The following is a 16,148-nucleotide window of genomic DNA, read 5'->3' on the forward strand; positions in this document are numbered from 1 at the left end:
ACCCAATCACACGATTTTCACATCGGGAAGACCAAAACTGTGACTCATAGCCTTTTGTTCGGCAGTTGAAACCTTTGGTGCCACAAAGGAGTCCGGAACCGTTCATCCACGCAACGTCACGCACGGAGCGAGGCGAGCTCCACGACGGTGATGTCGGAGGGGGCGCCGACCCGTACGGGCGGGCCCCAGGCGCCCGCGCCGCGTGAGACGTACAGCTGGGTGTCGCCGTAGCGGTCGAGTCCGGCGACCGTGGGATTGGCCAGATCTGCCACGTAGTTGCCCGGCCAGAGCTGGCCGCCGTGGGTGTGCCCGGAGAGCTGGAGGTCCACTCCGTGGGCGACGGCGTCATGGATGACGACGGGCTGGTGGGCCAGGAGGACGGCCGCGCGGGTGCGGTCGCGGTCACCGAGCGCGCGGGCGAAGTCGGGGCCCTGTCCCTCGGTCTCCCCGGCGACGTCATTGACTCCGGCGAGATCGAATCCGCCGATCTCGACGCGGGCGTTCTCCAGCGGGTGCAGTCCCAGTTCCCGTACCTGGTCGATCCATTGGGCGGCGCCGGAGTAGTACTCGTGGTTCCCGGTGACGAAGAAGCTGCCCTGCCGGGAGCGGAGCCGGGCGAGCGGCTCCGCGGCCGGTCCGAGGTCGGCGACGCTGCCGTCGACGAGGTCCCCGACGACGGCGACCAGGTCCGGCTGGGTCCGGTTGATGGTGTCGACGATCCGCTGGGTGTGGGCGCGGCCGAGGGTCGGGCCGAGGTGGATGTCGCTGACCACGGCGATCCGGAAGCCGTGCGCGGCGCGCGGCAGTTTGGCGAGCGGGACGGTGATCCGCTTGACGCCAGGCCCGCGCAGCACCCCGTAGGTGCCGTAGCCGACCGTGCCGAGCCCCGCGACGGCGGCGGCTCCGCCGACGGCCCGCGCGACGAAGAGCCGCCGGCTGGGCAGCTCGGGGCCGGGCGGCGCGGGAGCCTCGGCGACCAGGGTGGCGGGGGCCGCGGAGCCCTGCGGCGCGGCGGGGGCCTGCGACGCGACGGGCTCGGGGGGCACAGCGCCCTCGGGGGACGCGGCGGTCCCGGGCGCCGGGCCGGGTTCCCGGCCGGACTCCGCCCCGGCCTGGCGCATGGGGGATTCCTGACGGTCCGCCCGGTTCGCGCGTGCCGTGAGCGCCCGGTGGAGGAGCGGGCGCACCGCCTCCCCCACCAGCAGGGCCAGCGTCAGGTACAGCACCGCCGCCAGCCACAGGTAGCCCGGCCAGGCCAGCACCTGCTGGAGCCAGAAGGGCGCCCCCGCGCGGCCGGAGACCAGCGCGCCGACACTCAGCGCGGGCAGGACGTACGCCGCCACCGTGCCGATCCGGCGCGGGACACCGCCCCTGGCCGTCGTGTCGCCGACGAAACGGCGCCAGAGGTAGCGGTGCACCACGGCGAGCAGTGCGAGCACCACGACCACCGCCACCACGAGACCCGCCACTGCCATGTGTCCTCCGGTCCGCCGGTCTGTCGATCAGGCTTGTTACGTGCGGTCGCGACGCAGGGCCCTGACGCCACGGAACCCGATCACGCCGATGACCGTCCCCAGGAGAAAGGACGTGATGGCGAGCAGCAGATGCACCCAGAAGTACGCAGTCGGGTCACCCGCGTCGTCGAAGGCGAGTCCACTGCCGTCCTTCCACAGGTTTTTGACGAAAGTGACCCAGATGAACCAGCTCCACACCCCGAAGGCGAGCAGGAACCAGGACACGGGGCGGCTGAGCTTCATAGACCAAGTATCTCCGCAGCGCTCCGGCCCCGGCGCCCGGGGTGGGCCGTCCTGGCGTTCCGCCCGGCGGGTCAACCGGTCCAGGCACATTTTCATATCGTCACCCTGTACGTTTCCGACCGTGCCTGCTCTCAAGAAGACCGCCCTGATGGTCGCTTCCGCCGTTCTGCTGTCCACTTTCGCTGTGACCCCGGCGTGGGCGGACGGCAAGGACACCTCCGACGACCAGCCGAAGCCGCCCGCCGACATGTCCCAGATCGGTGGCGAACTGCTGGGCCGGGCCGGTACACAGGTCAAGCTGGGGCCGGGCGCGCCGGTGCTGCCGAAGGAGCTCACCGGCAGGTCCTGGATCGTCGCGGACGCGGAGAACGGCCAGGTGCTCGCCGCGCACAACGCGCACTGGCGGCTGCCTCCCGCCTCCACCCTGAAGATGCTCTTCGCGGACACCGTGATGCCCGCGCTCCAGCCGAAGACCCTGGAGTACACCGTCAAGGACGCGGACCTGGCCGGGGTCGGCGAGGGCAGCAGCCTGGTCGGGATCAAGGAGAAGCTCACCTACACGGTCCACGACCTGTGGCTCGGGGTGTTCCTGCGCTCGGGCAACGACGCGGTGCACGTGCTGTCCTCGATGTACGGCGGCGTCCCCAAGACCGTCGACGCCATGAAGGCGCACGCCGAGGAACTGCAGGCCCTGGACACGAAGGTGGTGTCGCCCGACGGATACGACGCGCCCAAGCAGGTCTCCAGCGCGTACGACCTGACCCTGTTCGCCCGCAGCGGGCTGCAGAAGGCGGACTTCCGGGAGTACTCCGCGACCGCCGAGGCGCAGTTCCCCGGCGAGGTGAAGAAGAACGGCAAGCGCGAGACCTTCGCCATCCAGAACACCAACAAGCTGCTCACCGGCGCGGCCGGAGTCACCCCGTACAAGGGCATCGCGGGTGTCAAGAACGGCTACACCACGCATGCCGGGAACACCTTCACCGGCGTCGCCGAACGCGACGGCAAGGTGCTGCTCGTCACCGTCATGAACCCGTCGTCGGACAAGGCCCACGCCGTCTACGAGGAGGCCGCCGACCTCCTCGACTGGGGCTTCGCCGCGAGCGGCAAGGTCACCCCGGTCGGCGAGCTGGTGCCCCCGAAGTCCGCCGACACCGGCGCCACAACCGGCAAGGGCTCGACGGGCGAGCAGAGCAAGGGCGAGGGGCAGAACGGTCCCGCGCGGACGTCGAAGACCGCCGCGGCCGAGCAGGGCGGGGGCGGCGTCGGGATCGCGCTCGGCATCGTCGGGGGCGTCCTGGTCCTGCTGGCCGGCGGGGCGTTCCTCGTCAACCGGCGCTGGCCGCTGCCGGACCTGATGCGCCGCCGCTCCCGCGACTGACGGACGGGGGCGCCTGCCCGGCGCCCCCTTCCACGCCCTCACCGCCGCCGTCCGCGTCCCCGTCTCCGTCCTTGTCGGCGTCGGCGCCGGTCTCCCCGCGGCTCGGGGTCGCGGTCCACGCGGAGCAGAACAGCAGCAGCTTGGCCGAGAAGTTGATCCACAGCAGCAGCGCCACCGGCACCCCGAAGGCGCCGTACATGCTCTTCGCGGCCACGCCCCTGAAGTAGCTGCCGAGCAGCAGTTTGAGCAGTTCGAAGCAGACGGCGCCGATCGCCGCGGCCGCCAGCAGCCTGCGCCGGGGCGGCTCGACACCGGGCAGCAGGGTCAGCATGTAGAGCAGCAGCAGGAATCCGGCGAGGGCCCCCACCACCAGGGCGGCCACCCGCAGCACCACACCGCCCGCGCCCTGGTCCGAGATGCCCAGCAGTCCGGCCGCCCAGCCGACCGCGACCGAGCCGACCGACGACACGGCGAAGGTGGCGAGCGCCGCCCCGCCGAGGCCGAACAGCAGACCCGTGTCCTTGAGCTTGCGCAGCACCGGATTGCCGAGCCCCACGTCGTCCAGCCCCCAGACGGCGCGCAGACAGTCGCGCATCGACCCGATCCAGCCGATCCCGGTGAAGAGCAGCACGGCACCGGCCACCAGCCCCACCGTGCTCGCGTGGGCCGCCAGGTTCTCGATGCCGAGCTGGTCGGAGATGCCGGGCACCTGTTCCACGAGCCTGGCCTCGATCCGGTGCAGCTGCTCGGGGGTGAGCAGCGCCGCGCCGATCGCCGCGCCGACCGCGATCAGCGGGAAGAGCGCCAGGAAACTGATGAAGGTGATCGCGGCGGCGAGCCTGGCCCAGTGGACCCGCTGGAGCCTCTCGAAGGAGCGCCAGGCGTGTGTCGCCATCAGCCGGGTGACGAGCGGCCCGATGACGGGAAGGTTTTTCAGCCAATCCATGCCGTACGCCTACCCTCTCGGGCGCGGAAAACCGGAATCGGCCCCGGCCGCGTACGGATCAATGACCCTTCGATGCGCCATACCGGTGAGTGTTGTAACAAATACCTCAAAAGGGTTTTCCCGGGCGATACGGTCACCGTCATGTCCGTCGACACCGTGTCCCTGACCGGCTGGGGCCGTACCGCCCCGACGACCGCCCTGCGTTTCCGCCCCCGTTCGTACGAGGAGGCGGTGGCGACGGTCCGCGGCTGCGGGCCGCGCGGCTCCATCGCCCGGGGCCATGGCCGGGCCCACGGCGACGCGGCGCAGAACGCGGGCGGCTCCGTCCTCGACATGACCGCGCTGGACCGCGTCCGCACCATCGACGCGCGGTCCGGGCTGGTGGTCTGCGAGGCCGGGCTCGGCCTGCACCGGCTGGCCGAACTGCTGCTGCCGCTCGGCTGGTTCGTCCCGGCCGCGCCGACCGCCCGCCAGGTGACGGTGGGCGGCGCGATCGGCGCCGACATCCACGGGCGCGACCAGCACCGCGACGGCGCCTTCTCCCGGCACGTCCAGGAGCTGGAACTGCTGACCGCCGGCGGCGAACTCCGTACGGTCCGGCCGGGCACCGAGCTCTTCGACGCGACCGCCGGCGGACTGGGCCTGACCGGGGTGATCCTCTCGGCCACGCTCCGGTGCCGCCCGGTCGGCAGCTCCTGGCTGTCCGTCGACACCGAACGCGCCGTCGACCTGGACGACCTGCTGGCCCGGCTCTGCGCCGGGGACCACCGCTACCGCTACTCGGCCGCCTGGGTCGACCTGCGCGCGCGGGGCCGGGCGACCGGACGGGCCGTCCTCACCCGGGCGGAGCACGTCCCGCGCGACGCGCTTCCGGCGTACGCCCGGCGCGCACCGCTCTCGTTCCGGCCCGGTCCGCTGGCCGCCGGTTCCACGCTCGTGCCCCAGGCGCTGCTCGGCGAGGCGCCCTGCGGACTGCTGGGCGAGGTCCGGTACCGCGCCGCGCCCCGGTACCGGGTCGGCGAACTCCAGCGGCTCGGCGCGTTCTTCCAGCCGCGGGGCGGCCTGCCGCAGTGGGGCAGGGGGACGGGGCGCGCCGGGACGGTGCGGTACCAGTTCGTCGTCGGGCACGGCCGGGAGGAGGCGCTGCGCCGGATCGTGGGCCGGATCGCCCAGCGGCGCTGCCCCGCGTCGAACGCCGTGCTCAAGCGGTTCGGTGCCGGTGGCCCGGGGTGGCTGTCGTTCCCGGCACCGGGGTGGACGCTCTCCTTCGACCTCCCGGCCGAGCTGCCCGGCCTGGACCGGTTCCTGGACGGGCTGGACGCGGAGGTGGCGGCGGCCGGTGGCCGGGTCTGCCTGGCGAAGGACTCCCGGCTCCGGCCGGAGCTGCTGGCGCAGATGTACCCGAGGCTGGCGGACTTCCGGGCGCTGCGGGCCGGGCTGGACCCGGACGGCGCCTTCCGCTCGGACCTCTCGCGCCGCCTGTCGCTCTGACCCCGCCCCGCCCGCTTCCGCTTCCCCCTCTTCTCTTCCCCGTGTGCAAGGAGTGTTCCCGTGAAGGACGCCTTCGGAGCCCCGCAGTCCCTGCTCGTCCTCGGCGGCACCTCGGAGATCGCCCTGGCCACCGCCCGGCGGCTGATCGCCCTGCGGACCCGGACGGTCCACCTGGCCGGGCGCCCCTCCCCCGCCCTCGACGCCGCCGCCGACGAGCTGCGCGGCCGGGGCGCCGACGTCCGCACCGTCGCCTTCGACGCCCTCGACTCCGCGTCGCACGAGGCGGTGCTCGGCGAGGTCTTCGCCGGGGGCGACATCGATCTGGTGCTCCTCGCCTTCGGTATCGCGGGCGACCAGGGGCGGGACGAGGAGGAACCCCTCGCCGCTGTCCGGGTCGCCCAGACGAACTACACCGGGGCGGTCTCCGCCGGGCTGGTGTGCGCCGGAGCGCTCCAGGCGCAGGGACACGGCTCGCTGGTGGTGCTCTCCTCGGTGGCGGGCGAGCGGGTCCGCCGCGCCGACTTCATCTACGGGTCCAGCAAGGCGGGGCTGGACGCGTTCGCCCACGGGCTGGGCGACGCGCTGCACGGGACCGGGGTGCATGTGATGGTCGTACGCCCCGGCGCGCTCCGCCCGGAACCGGCCGCCGAACCGGTCCCCGTCCCCGGTCCGGTTCCGGCTTCCGCGATGTCCGCCCCGGCCCGGTTCGCCGCGGCGCCACTGGAGTCCTCGGCGCTCACCACGACTCCGCAGGAGGTGGCGGAGGCCATCGTGGCGGGGCTGCGGAGGCGTGCGGAGACGGTGTGGGTGCCCGGCGCGCTGCGGGCGGTGATGTCGGCGCTGCGGCACGTACCGCGCCCGCTGTTCCGGCGCCTGCCTCTGTAGGGGGTGTCCGGCACCCGGGCGACGTCACCCCCAGCACGGGCCGGACGCCGTCCAGGAGCTCGGTCAGCTGTGCAGCGAGGGCTCGTCCACGCAGGAGCCGCCCTGCGCGGGCACCGCGGAGCCCGTGCCCCCGGCGCCGAACGGGAACTCGTTGATCTTGCGCCAGACGCTGTCCGGGCCCTGCTCGTACAGCGCGAAGGAACCGCAGGTCCAGGACGCCTCGTAGTCGGCGAGCTCCGCGTACGCCCGGTCCATCGCCTCCTCGGCGATGTCGTGCGCCACGGTGACGTGCGGGTGGTACGGGAACTGGAGCTCGCGCACCAGCGGCCCGGAGGCGTCCCGGACCCGCTTCTGCAGCCAGGAGCAGGCCGAGCCGCCCTCGACGACCTGGACGAAGACCACCGGCGAGAGGGGGCGGAAGGTCCCCGTGCCCGACAGCCGCATCGGGAAGGGGCGGCCGGCCGTCGCGATCTGGGCGAGATGCGCCTCGATCGCGGGCAGGTCGGCCGCCTGTGCCTCGGTCGGCGGAAGCAGGGTGACGTGGGTGGGAATGCCGTACGCGGCAGAATCCCCGAAGCTCGCGCGCCGCTCCTGGAGCAGGCTGCCGTAGGGCTCCGGGACCGCGATCGAAACGCCAAGCGTTACGGTCCCCACGTCGTCCTCCTCATACTCGGTGACCGATGGCCTATTTTCGGCCACCGATACGACTTCCGTCGCCAGTGTGACGCCTGGGACGGCGAAACCGCCAGGGTCCTTGGACTCTCCCCGGCCTCAGTGCTTCGCGGGCAGGAGGCCCATCCGGTCGTACGTCAGGGCCAGGGTCTCGGCCGCGACGGCACGGGCCTTCTCGGCCCCCTTGGCCAGGATCGAGTCCAGCGTCTCCGGGTCGTCCAGATATTCCTGCGTCCGGGTCCGGAAGGGTGTGACGAACTCGACCACGGCCTCGGCGAGGTCGGTCTTGAGCGCACCGTAGCCCTTGCCCTCGTAGTTCTGCTCCAGATCCGCGATTCCGGTTCCGGTGAGTGTCGAGAGGATGGTGAGCAGATTGCTGACGCCGGGCTTCTCCGCACGGTCGAAGCGGATGACCGTGTCGGTGTCGGTGACCGCGCTCTTCACCTTCTTGGCGGTGACCTTCGGCTCGTCCAGAAGGTTGATCAGGCCCTTCGGGGTCGGCGCCGACTTGCTCATCTTCGCCGACGGGTCCTGAAGGTCGTAGATCTTCGCCGTCTCCTTGAGGATGTACGGGTCCGGCACGGTGAACGTGTCGCCGTAGCTGCCGTTGAACCGCTCGGCGAGGTCCCGGGTCAGCTCCAGGTGCTGGCGCTGGTCCTCGCCGACCGGGACCTGGTCGGCCTGGTACAGCAGGATGTCGGCCACCATCAGCATCGGGTACGTGAAGAGACCGACCGTGGTGCGGTCCGCGCCCTGCTTCCCGGACTTGTCCTTGAACTGCGTCATCCGCGAGGCCTCGCCGAAGCCGGTCAGGCAGTTCATGACCCAGCCGAGCTGGGCGTGCTCGGGGACATGGCTCTGGACGAAGAGCGTGCAGCGTTCCGGGTCGAGACCGGCGGCGAGGAGCTGGGCGGCGGCGAGCCGGGTGTTGGCGCGCAGCTCCGCGGGATCCTGCGGGACGGTGATCGCGTGCAGGTCGACGACCATGTAGAAGGCGTCGTGGGTTTCCTGCAGCGCCACCCACTGGCGGACCGCGCCGAGGTAGTTGCCGAGGTGGAACGAGCCTGCGGTGGGCTGGATTCCGGAGAGCACGCGGGGGCGTTCAGAGGCCATGGCGCCCATTGTCTCAGGTGCGGGCGGCAGCCCCCGACCGGCCTGGCGCGCCGGTATCCACAGGTTTCCCCGCCACGGATCCGACCGACGATACAAAGTGGGCACCACCCCGCCCGCCCTACGACGAACGGAGACCCCGTGTCGATCACGGACCACGCCATCGCCTCCGCCGAGGCGCACAGCGCGCACAACTACCATCCGCTTCCCCTCGTCGTCGCCACGGCGGACGGGGCCTGGATGACCGATGTCGAGGGCCACCGCTACCTGGACATGCTGGCCGGATACTCGGCACTCAATTTCGGCCACGGAAACCGGCGGCTGATCGACGCGGCCAAGGCGCAGCTGGACCGGGTGACGCTCACCTCCCGCGCCTTCCACCACGACCGGTTCGCCGACTTCTGCACGCGTCTGGCCGCGCTGTGCGGCATGGAGACGGTCCTGCCGATGAACACCGGCGCGGAGGCCGTGGAGACCGCGGTGAAGACGGCCCGCAAGTGGGGCTACCGGGTGAAGGGCGTCCCGGACGGCATGGCGAAGATCATCGTCGCGGCCAACAACTTCCACGGCCGGACGACGACGATCATCAGCTTCTCCACCGACCCGGAGGCCCGGGAGGACTTCGGCCCGTACACGCCGGGGTTCGAGATCGTGCCGTACGGGGACCTCACGGCGCTGCGCGAGGCGATGACGGAGAACACCGTGGCGGTGCTCATGGAGCCGATCCAGGGCGAGGCCGGGGTGCTGGTGCCGCCGCCGGGCTACCTCGCCGGGGTCCGCGCGCTCACCCGCGAGCGGAACGTGCTGTTCATCGCCGACGAGATCCAGTCGGGCCTGGGCCGGACCGGGAAGACCTTCGCCTGTGAGCACGAGGACGTCGTGCCGGACATGTACGTGCTCGGCAAGGCGCTGGGCGGCGGGCTGGTGCCGGTGTCGGCGGTGGTCTCCTCTCGGGACGTGCTCGGGGTGTTCCGGCCCGGCGAGCACGGCTCGACCTTCGGCGGCAACCCGCTGGCCTGCGCGGTCGCGCTGGAGGTCATCGCGATGCTGAGCACCGGCGAGTACCAGGAGCGGGCCGCCGAGCTGGGCGAGCACCTGCACCGGGAGCTGGCGCTGCTGGTGAGCGGCGGCACGGTCGAGGAGGTACGCGGCCGGGGGCTGTGGGCCGGGGTCGACATCGCCCCGGACCTGGGTACCGGCCGGGAGATCTCCGAGCGGCTGATGGAGCGCGGGGTGCTGGTCAAGGACACCCACGGCTCGACGATCCGGATCGCCCCGCCGCTGGTGATCAGCAAGGAGGACCTGGACTGGGGCCTCGAACAGCTCCGCGCGGTGCTGCGCGGCTGAGTCCCGGGCCGCCGCGGCCGGGCGGGCGGCTGGCAGAATCCGGGCCGTGAGACCTGATCCGACCCTGCTGAGGGAGCTGGTCGACGCCTCGCCCGGCTTCGGCCGCCGCGCCGTCCCCGCCCCGCCGTCCGAGGAACTGCTCCGGGAGACGGAGGCGCGGGTCGGCCCGCTGCCGCCGTCGTACCGCTGGTGGCTGTCCGCCTACGGGCACGGGCGGGCCGGCCGGGCGGAGATCGCGACGGCGGGGCCCGCCGACGCCTACGAGTCGCTCACCGCGCCCTGGCGGCTGGACGGCGACCGGCTCTGCTTCGCGGCCGAGCCGGACTGCGGTGACGCGTACCACTTCGCCCTCGACGGGGCGGGCGAGGCCGGGGCCGGGGAGTACCCGGTGGTCCTGCGGGACGGCGCGGACGGGCAGGAGTACCCGGTCGCGGAGTCCTTCGCCGGGTTCCTGGCCGTCCGGGCGGCGCTGCTGCGCGGGCTGCGGGAGGGGCCCAACCCCTCGGTCGCCCGGCTGTGGCGGTCGGCACCGGGCGTGCTGCTCGGCAACGGCGTCCACGTCTACGGCCCGCACGTCCTCCAGGAACGCAACACGGCCTTCGAGGTGTCCCGGTACGCCCCCGGCTGGACGCTGGTCGGGGACGACAGCGGGGGCGGCGGCCTCTTCATGCGCCACCACGGCCGCGACCGGGCCTCCGTGCACCGGCTCGGCCTCGGCGCGATCGGCGGGGACGTCGCGGCGGCGGGCGAGCCGGTGACGGACGACCTGATCGGCTGGCTGCGGGCGGGCGCGGTGCTCAGAGGATGACGTGCGGCAGGAAGCGGGCGTACTCGTCGGTGACCGGCCCGGCCGATTCGCGGATGCCGAGCCCGGCCGCCTCGCCCTCGACGACCCAGGCACCGAGCACGACCCGGTTGCCGTCGAAGTCGGGCAGCGGCGCCAGCCGCTGGTAGCAGCACGGCTCGTCCCGGAGGACCGGGGGGCCGCCCGGCTCGTGGAGCGTCACCCCGGCGCCCTCCCGGCCGAGCAGCGGCTTGGCCACGTAGCCGCCGGTCACGGCCAGCTCGCGCGGGCCGTCCAGGTAGGAGGGCAGCAGGTTCGGGTGGCCGGGGTAGAGCTCCCAGAGGATCGCCAGCAGTGCCTTGTTGGACAGCAGCATCTTCCAGGCGGGCTCGATCCAGCAGGTCGTGCCGGTGCCGCCGCCGTTGTCGAGGGTGTCCAGCACCTGCGGGCCGAACCGGTCGGTCGCCAGCCACTCCCACGGGTACAGCTTGAAGCAGCTGCGGACGAAGCGGAGGCGCTCGTCGACGAACCGCCCGCTCAGCCGGTCCCAGCCGATCGCCTCGATGGCGAGCGCCTCCGTGTCGAGGCCGGCTTGTTCGGCGGTCTCGCGCAGATAGGCGACGGTCATCAGGTCCTCGCCCGCCTCGTCGCCCTCGGAGTGCACGAAGTGCAGCGGACCGGGCGGCAGCAGGGGGGCCTGGCGCCGCCAGGCCGCGACGAGCCGTTCGTGCAGCGAGTTCCACTGGTCGGCGCCCGGGAAGCGGTCCTCCATCCAGAACCACTGGGCGCTCGCCGCCTCCACCAGGGAGGTGGGGGTGTCCGCGTTGTACTCCAGCATCTTCGCCGGGCCGGTGCCGTCGTAGCAGAGGTCGAACCTGCCGTACAGCGAGGGCAGCCGGTCGCGGCAGTGCCAGGACCGGGCGATCAGGCCGGCCAGTCGCCGGTCGGTGATGCCGAGCTCGGCGAAGCGGTCCTCCGCCACGATGTGCCCGGCGGCGGCCAGGCACATGGCGTGCAGTTCCTCGACGACCTCTTCCAGGGACTCGACCTCGGCCAGCGGGAAGACGTAGTAGGCGCTCTCGTCCCAGTACGGGCGCAGCGAACCGTCCGGATGGCGGGTCAGCGGGAAGACGACTCCCTGCTCCTCCACCGTCCGCTGCCAGCCGGGGCGGGGCTGTGCGGTGCGGCGTTCCATCCGGTCAGCCGCCGCCGCTGCCCGAGCAGCCGAAGCCGCCGCGCTCGACCGCGGCCTTGTCGAAGCTGCCGCCCTCGACCTTGCCGTTCTTGCTGCTGCCGCCGTAGTAGTACGAGCCCTTGCCGTCGCTTCTCTTGCACTCGTAGCTGGGCAGTCTGTCCTGGGTCAGCCGGTCGGCGCACCGCTTGTCGGGCTCGGAGCCGCAGGAGGTCACCATCGCGGCGAGCACCCCCATGCCTCCGAGCACCACCGTGCTCGACCTCAGCCTCCGTGTGGCCATGTTTCCGTCTCCCCCGCCGTACGAATCGAGCCAGTATGGCTGTTCGTCAGATTAGAGGCCCACGGTGGGCGGACGGTACCCCGGGTCTTCTCAGGCCGGCTCCGGGGGCAGAACGCGGCAGAGCGCGTCCAGCGCGCCCGCCCAGGCGCTGTCGGTGGGTGTTCCGTAGCCGATGACCAGCGCGTCGCGGTCCGGGGCCGCGTCCGGGTGGCGGAAGCGCGAGAGCCCCTCCAGCGCCAGGCCCTGCCACGCGGCGGCCCGGAGCGCGGCCGGTTCGGTGCCCGGAGGCAGTTCGAGCACGGCGTGCAGCCCGGCGGCGATGCCGCTGACCCGGACGTGCGGGGCGCGCTCGGCCAGGGCGGCCACGAGCTGGTCGCGGCGGCGCCGGTAGCGCAGCCGCATCGCGCGCACATGGCGGTCGTACGCGCCGGACGCGATGAACTCCGCGAGCGTCAGCTGGTCCAGCGCGCTCGACGACCAGTCGCTCACGCCCTTGGCCTCGCAGGCCTCCGCCACCAGGTGCTCCGGCAGCACCATCCATCCCAGCCGCAGTCCGGGGGCGAGCGATTTGCTCGTCGTCCCCAGGTGCACCACCCGTTCGGGGTCGAGCCCTTGAAGCGCGCCGACCGGCTGACGGTCGTAGCGGAACTCGCCGTCGTAGTCGTCCTCCAGGATCAGCCCGCCCGTGGCGCGCGCCCAGTCCACCGCCGCGGCCCGGCGGTCGGGGTGCAGGGGCACCCCGGTGGGGAACTGGTGCGCGGGCGTCATCAGGACCGCGCCCGCGCCCCGGAGCCCGGCCAGCTCGCCGGTCCGTGCCCCGAGCTCGTCGACCGGCAGGCAGGGCAGCCGCAGTCCGGCGTCCCGGAGCAGGTCGCGGTGGAGGAAGAGGCCGTACGACTCGACGGCCACGTCCCGCACCCGCCGTTTGAGCAGCATGTCCCCCATCAGCTTCAGGGCGTGCGCGAAACCGGCGCAGATCATGATGCGTTCCGGGTCGGCGTGGACGCCCCGGGCGCGGGCCAGGTAGTCGGCGAGCACGGTGCGCAGTTCGGCGCGCCCGCGCGGATCGCCGTAGCCGAAGGCATCGTGGGGTGCGGCGGTCAGGGCGCGGCGGGCCGCCCTGAGCCATTCGGCGCGCGGGAACGTCGCCAGGTCGGGCGACCCGCTCACCAGGTTGTGGGCGGCGCGGGCACGGGCCGGGCGGGCCCGGATCACCCGGGTGGCCGAAGGGCGCGGTTCGGCCCGCGCGGCCACCCGGGTGCCGGAGCCCTGCCGGGCGGTGAGCCAGCCCTCGGCGACCAGTTCGGCATAGGCGTCGGCGACGGTGTTCCGGGCGACGCCCAGGTCGGCGGCGAGGCCGCGGGAGGACGGCAGCCGGGTGCCGGGGGCCAGCCGCCCGGTCCGTACCGCCTCGCGCAGGGCGTCCATGAGACCGGCCCGCAGCCCGGTCGAGCCGGTGGTGTCGAGATGCAGATCGGCACCGAAAGTGGCCCAGGATTCTGTCATGGGAATGGACCATACCCATGCGCCACCCTGGCCGTAGTGTCGGACTCATGACGACGAACGAGAACACCACGACGGCAACCGGATACAACCCCGAGCACACGCCCCGGCTGAAGCAGCCCTGGGCCGAGCACGCCCCCGACGTCTACCGGGCGGCGGTCCGGCTGGACCAGGCGGCCCGGAAGGGGATCGACCCGGTCATCGGCGAGCTGGTGAAGATCCGCGCCTCGCAGCTGAACCACTGCGCGTTCTGCCTCGACATGCACACCAAGGACGCGATCGCGGCCGGTGAGTCCGTCGAGCGGATCGTCCAGCTCAGCGCCTGGGAGGAGTCGCGGCACTTCTACACGCCCAAGGAGATCGCGGCCATCGAGCTGACCGAGGCGGTGACCGTACTGACCGACGGCTTCGTACCGGACGAGGTGTGGGAGAGGGCCGCCGAGCAGTTCGACGAGGCCGAGCTCTCCTACCTGGTCGCCGCGATCGTCTCGATCAACGCGTGGAACCGCTTCGCCGTGACCACCCGCATGGTCCCCGGCCACTACACGCCGGGCGACCTCGGCCACTGAGCCGGTCCCCCGCCCCGCCGTCGAAGGAGCCCCGTGTGACCGCCACCGTCCTGCGCACCCTGCACCACGACCGCGCCCCCGGCGACCCGCTCGTACTGCCCGGCCCGTGGGACGCGGCGAGCGCCCGGGTCTTCGTCGAAGCGGGCTTCCCGGCGCTCGCCACGCCCAGCGCCGGGGTCGCGGACTCGCTGGGTTACGCGGACGGGGCGGTGCCCGCGGCCGAGATGTTCGCGGCCGTGGCGCGGATCGTCCGGGCGGTCCCGGCCACCGTGCCCGTCTCGGCGGACGTGGAGGCGGGGTACGGGCTGCCCCCGGAGGAGCTGGTGGAGCGGCTGCTGGAGAGCGGGGCCGTGGGCTGCAACCTGGAGGACTCGGCCGACGGCGTGCTCGTCGAGGCCGAGTGGCAGGCGGACCGGCTCGCGGCGGTCCGGCAGGCGGCGGGCGACGCGCTCTTCGTCAACGCCCGGATCGACACGTACGTGCACGGCGGCCCGTCCCCGGATCCGGCGGCGAAGGCCGGGGCGGAGACGGTCCGCCGGGCGCTGCTGTACGTGGCGGCGGGCGCCGACTGCGTGTACCCGATCATGGCCCCGGCCGAGGCGCTGCCCCGGCTGGCCGCCGCCGTACCGGGGCCGCTCAACGCGCTCGCCCTGCCGGACGGGCCGGGCCCGCGGCGGCTCGGTGAGCTGGGTGCCACCCGGGTGACCTTCGGGCCCGGGTTCCAGCGGCGGGCCATGGCGGCGGTGCGCGGGTTCGCGGACGAGCTGCTGGCCTGAGAGGCCCCCGGCATCACGCGCGCGAGGTCCCGCTCCGTCAGGGCCTTCTGCCGCCTCAGGGCCTTCTGCCGCCGAAGGCCGCCAGGGTCCGCTCCAGCACCGGCATGGCCCGTACGACCTGGCGGGAGCGGATCAGCACGTCCCAGGCCGGTTCGAACTTCTTCCAGCCGCCGGAGTACGCCAGGTGGCGGAGCCGTTCGCGCGTGCCGGGCTGGGCGGCGGCGCCGCGCCAGATGCTGGACCAGCGGTAGAAGTCGCGGTACGCGCGCCAGTAGCCGTCCTCCAGCTGGCGCGCGGTCATGCCCTTCGGGCGGTAGACGACGTGACGGGTGTCGTAGAGGTACCAGTCCCGGTGCACGATCCGGTCCTCCGCCTCCAGCTGCTTCCACAGCCCGGTGGACGGATACGGGGTCATGATGTGGAAGGTGGCCGTCTCGATGCCCTGCCCGACGGCCCAGTCCACCGTGCGGTCGAAGACGTCCGGGCCGTCGTGGTCGAGCCCGAAGACGAAGCTGGCGTTGACCATGACCCCGGCGTCGTGGAGGCGGCGCACGGCCGCCCCGTAGTCCTGGCCGATGTTCTGGTTCTTGCGCCGCTCGGCGAGATTCGCGCCGTTCACCGTCTCGAAGCCGACGAACAGGCTGCGCAGCCCCGCGTCCACGGCCCGCTCCAGCAGCCCCGGCCGGAGCACGGACGTGACGGTCCCGGCGGCCTGCCAGAGCCGCCCCATCCCGGCCATCCCGTCGAAGAGCGCCTCGGCGAAGCGGCGGTTGCCGAGGAGGTGGTCGTCGAGGAAGTACAGATGGCGGCCGGGCAGCCGCTCGATCTCGGCGAGCGCCTCGTCCACGGCCTGGGTGTAGAAGGACTTCCCGCCCTCGAAGAAGGCGTCCTTGTAACAGAAGTCGCAGTGGTGCGGGCAGCCCCGGGAGACGACGAGTGAGTTCGGTACGAGATAGCGCTCGCGCTTGATCAGGTCCCGCCGGACCGGCGGGAGCCCCTCCAGGGTGCGCAGTGCCGAGTCGTACCTGCGCCGCGGCGCCCCGTCCCGGAACTCCTTGAGGAAGACCGGCCAGGTGTCCTCGCCCGGACCGGTGAAGATCGTGTCGGCGTGCGCCGCGGCCTCCTCGGGCAGCGAGGTCACGTGCAGGCCGCCCAGCGCGACGTGGACGCCCCGGGCGCGGAAGTGGTCGGCTATCTCGTAGCTCCGCCGGGCGGAGGTGATGTACGGCTGGACGACGAGCAGGTCGGGACTGTCGAGCGCCTCGATGTCGACCCGCTCGACGTGCTCGTCGAGGAGCGTCACCTCGTCGTCCGGGTGGAGGTACCCGGCGAGGGTCGCCAGGCCGAGCGGCGGGAAGAGCGAGTACTTGATGGGCCGGAAGAGCGGGCTGGTCGCCTCGGTCAGGGCCGGAAGGATCATCGTCACGCGCATGCCGGACCAGACTCGCGCGGGGG

The 16,148-nt window shown here is 72.8% G+C and carries 16 protein-coding genes; 7 read left to right on the forward strand and 9 right to left on the reverse strand.

The genetic code is table 11. The features are described 5' to 3' along the window. Positions 1-116: 116 nt before the first annotated feature. Together ACFVWY_RS03535 and ACFVWY_RS03540 are read right to left on the reverse strand one after the other, a co-directional pair. Positions 117-1,475: a metallophosphoesterase gene (locus ACFVWY_RS03535; protein WP_389866883.1), complete on the reverse strand. Its 1,359-nt coding sequence runs from the start codon at positions 1,473-1,475 to the stop codon at positions 117-119. Positions 1,476-1,511: 36 nt separating this feature from the next. Further along, positions 1,512-1,757 (reverse strand): SCO4848 family membrane protein, encoded by a 246-nt coding sequence (locus ACFVWY_RS03540; protein ID WP_389866885.1) that lies wholly within the window; start codon positions 1,755-1,757, stop codon positions 1,512-1,514. 121 nt (positions 1,758-1,878) lie between these two features. On the opposite strand from ACFVWY_RS03540, the gene ACFVWY_RS03545 reads away from it, so the two are divergent. After that, positions 1,879-3,135: a D-alanyl-D-alanine carboxypeptidase family protein gene (locus ACFVWY_RS03545; RefSeq protein WP_389866887.1), complete on the forward strand. Its 1,257-nt coding sequence runs from the start codon at positions 1,879-1,881 to the stop codon at positions 3,133-3,135. Here the strand turns inward: ACFVWY_RS03545 and ACFVWY_RS03550 are convergent. Beyond that, a complete protein-coding gene (locus ACFVWY_RS03550) occupies positions 3,083-4,081 on the reverse strand; it encodes a YihY/virulence factor BrkB family protein (protein ID WP_389866889.1) in 999 nt (332 codons plus the stop codon). The genes ACFVWY_RS03545 and ACFVWY_RS03550 overlap by 53 nt on opposite strands. A 141-nt stretch (positions 4,082-4,222) precedes the next feature. Here ACFVWY_RS03550 and ACFVWY_RS03555 point away from each other — a divergent pair, with 141 nt between their 5' ends. Further along, positions 4,223-5,572, forward strand: a complete 1,350-nt coding sequence (locus tag ACFVWY_RS03555) for an FAD-binding protein (protein ID WP_389866891.1) — start codon at positions 4,223-4,225, stop codon at positions 5,570-5,572. A gap of 60 nt (positions 5,573-5,632) precedes the next feature. Further along, on the forward strand, positions 5,633-6,457 hold the full coding sequence (locus tag ACFVWY_RS03560) for a decaprenylphospho-beta-D-erythro-pentofuranosid-2-ulose 2-reductase (RefSeq protein ID WP_389866893.1): 825 nt from the start codon (positions 5,633-5,635) through the stop codon (positions 6,455-6,457). Positions 6,458-6,520: 63 nt separating this feature from the next. Here ACFVWY_RS03560 and ACFVWY_RS03565 read toward each other — a convergent pair whose 3' ends face one another. Together ACFVWY_RS03565 and trpS are read right to left on the reverse strand one after the other, a co-directional pair. Next, entirely contained in the window at positions 6,521-7,111 is a 591-nt protein-coding gene (locus ACFVWY_RS03565) for a 2'-5' RNA ligase family protein (protein WP_389866895.1), read from the reverse strand. A 117-nt stretch (positions 7,112-7,228) separates the two neighbouring features. Next, positions 7,229-8,242, reverse strand: coding sequence for a tryptophan--tRNA ligase (trpS, locus tag ACFVWY_RS03570; RefSeq protein ID WP_389866896.1), 1,014 nt, complete (start codon positions 8,240-8,242; stop codon positions 7,229-7,231). Positions 8,243-8,380: 138 nt separating this feature from the next. Here trpS and rocD point away from each other — a divergent pair, with 138 nt between their 5' ends. Together rocD and ACFVWY_RS03580 are read left to right on the forward strand one after the other, a co-directional pair. After that, the gene (gene rocD, locus ACFVWY_RS03575) at positions 8,381-9,586 is read left to right on the forward strand and encodes an ornithine--oxo-acid transaminase (protein ID WP_389866898.1); all 1,206 of its coding nucleotides are present in this window, start codon (positions 8,381-8,383) and stop codon (positions 9,584-9,586) included. Positions 9,587-9,632: 46 nt separating this feature from the next. Next, a complete protein-coding gene (locus ACFVWY_RS03580; protein WP_389866900.1) occupies positions 9,633-10,394 on the forward strand; it encodes an SMI1/KNR4 family protein in 762 nt (253 codons plus the stop codon). Here the strand turns inward: ACFVWY_RS03580 and ACFVWY_RS03585 are convergent. From ACFVWY_RS03585 to ACFVWY_RS03595, 3 genes are all read right to left on the reverse strand, one after another. Further along, a complete protein-coding gene (locus ACFVWY_RS03585) occupies positions 10,384-11,565 on the reverse strand; it encodes a glutathionylspermidine synthase family protein (protein ID WP_389866901.1) in 1,182 nt (393 codons plus the stop codon). The genes ACFVWY_RS03580 and ACFVWY_RS03585 overlap by 11 nt on opposite strands. A 4-nt stretch (positions 11,566-11,569) precedes the next feature. Next, positions 11,570-11,845, reverse strand: coding sequence for a hypothetical protein (locus ACFVWY_RS03590; protein ID WP_389866903.1), 276 nt, complete (start codon positions 11,843-11,845; stop codon positions 11,570-11,572). A gap of 90 nt (positions 11,846-11,935) precedes the next feature. Next, the gene (locus tag ACFVWY_RS03595) at positions 11,936-13,351 is read right to left on the reverse strand and encodes a PLP-dependent aminotransferase family protein (RefSeq protein WP_389866905.1); all 1,416 of its coding nucleotides are present in this window, start codon (positions 13,349-13,351) and stop codon (positions 11,936-11,938) included. Between the two features lie 47 nt (positions 13,352-13,398). Between ACFVWY_RS03595 and ACFVWY_RS03600 the strand changes: the two genes are divergently transcribed. Beyond that, on the forward strand, positions 13,399-13,917 hold the full coding sequence (locus ACFVWY_RS03600) for a carboxymuconolactone decarboxylase family protein (RefSeq protein WP_389866907.1): 519 nt from the start codon (positions 13,399-13,401) through the stop codon (positions 13,915-13,917). Positions 13,918-13,952: 35 nt separating this feature from the next. Beyond that, positions 13,953-14,693 carry an isocitrate lyase/phosphoenolpyruvate mutase family protein gene (locus tag ACFVWY_RS03605; protein ID WP_389866908.1) on the forward strand — a complete coding sequence of 247 codons (741 nt, stop codon included), beginning with the start codon at positions 13,953-13,955 and terminating at the stop codon, positions 14,691-14,693. 55 nt (positions 14,694-14,748) lie between these two features. On the opposite strand, the gene ACFVWY_RS03610 is transcribed toward ACFVWY_RS03605, so the two are convergent. Then, positions 14,749-16,125 (reverse strand): B12-binding domain-containing radical SAM protein, encoded by a 1,377-nt coding sequence (locus ACFVWY_RS03610; protein ID WP_389866910.1) that lies wholly within the window; start codon positions 16,123-16,125, stop codon positions 14,749-14,751. Positions 16,126-16,148: the final 23 nt, after the last annotated feature.

Source organism: Streptomyces sp. NPDC058195 (genome assembly GCF_042883525.1).
Lineage (GTDB): Bacteria > Actinomycetota > Actinomycetes > Streptomycetales > Streptomycetaceae > Streptomyces.

Bases quoted from the DNA above. Each gene is read 5' to 3' on its own strand.
- trpS (WP_389866896.1), bottom strand. From the start codon at position 8,242: ATGGCCTCTGAACGCCCCCGCGTGCTCTCCGGAATCCAGCCCACCGCA.
- ACFVWY_RS03595 (WP_389866905.1), bottom strand. From the start codon at position 13,351: ATGACAGAATCCTGGGCCACTTTCGGTGCCGATCTGCATCTCGACACC.
- ACFVWY_RS03610 (WP_389866910.1), bottom strand. From the start codon at position 16,125: ATGCGCGTGACGATGATCCTTCCGGCCCTGACCGAGGCGACCAGCCCG.
- ACFVWY_RS03555 (WP_389866891.1), top strand. From the start codon at position 4,223: ATGTCCGTCGACACCGTGTCCCTGACCGGCTGGGGCCGTACCGCCCCG.
- ACFVWY_RS03590 (WP_389866903.1), bottom strand. From the start codon at position 11,845: ATGGCCACACGGAGGCTGAGGTCGAGCACGGTGGTGCTCGGAGGCATG.
- ACFVWY_RS03600 (WP_389866907.1), top strand. From the start codon at position 13,399: ATGACGACGAACGAGAACACCACGACGGCAACCGGATACAACCCCGAG.
- ACFVWY_RS03540 (WP_389866885.1), bottom strand. From the start codon at position 1,757: ATGAAGCTCAGCCGCCCCGTGTCCTGGTTCCTGCTCGCCTTCGGGGTG.
- ACFVWY_RS03535 (WP_389866883.1), bottom strand. From the start codon at position 1,475: ATGGCAGTGGCGGGTCTCGTGGTGGCGGTGGTCGTGGTGCTCGCACTG.
- ACFVWY_RS03550 (WP_389866889.1), bottom strand. From the start codon at position 4,081: ATGGATTGGCTGAAAAACCTTCCCGTCATCGGGCCGCTCGTCACCCGG.
- ACFVWY_RS03585 (WP_389866901.1), bottom strand. From the start codon at position 11,565: ATGGAACGCCGCACCGCACAGCCCCGCCCCGGCTGGCAGCGGACGGTG.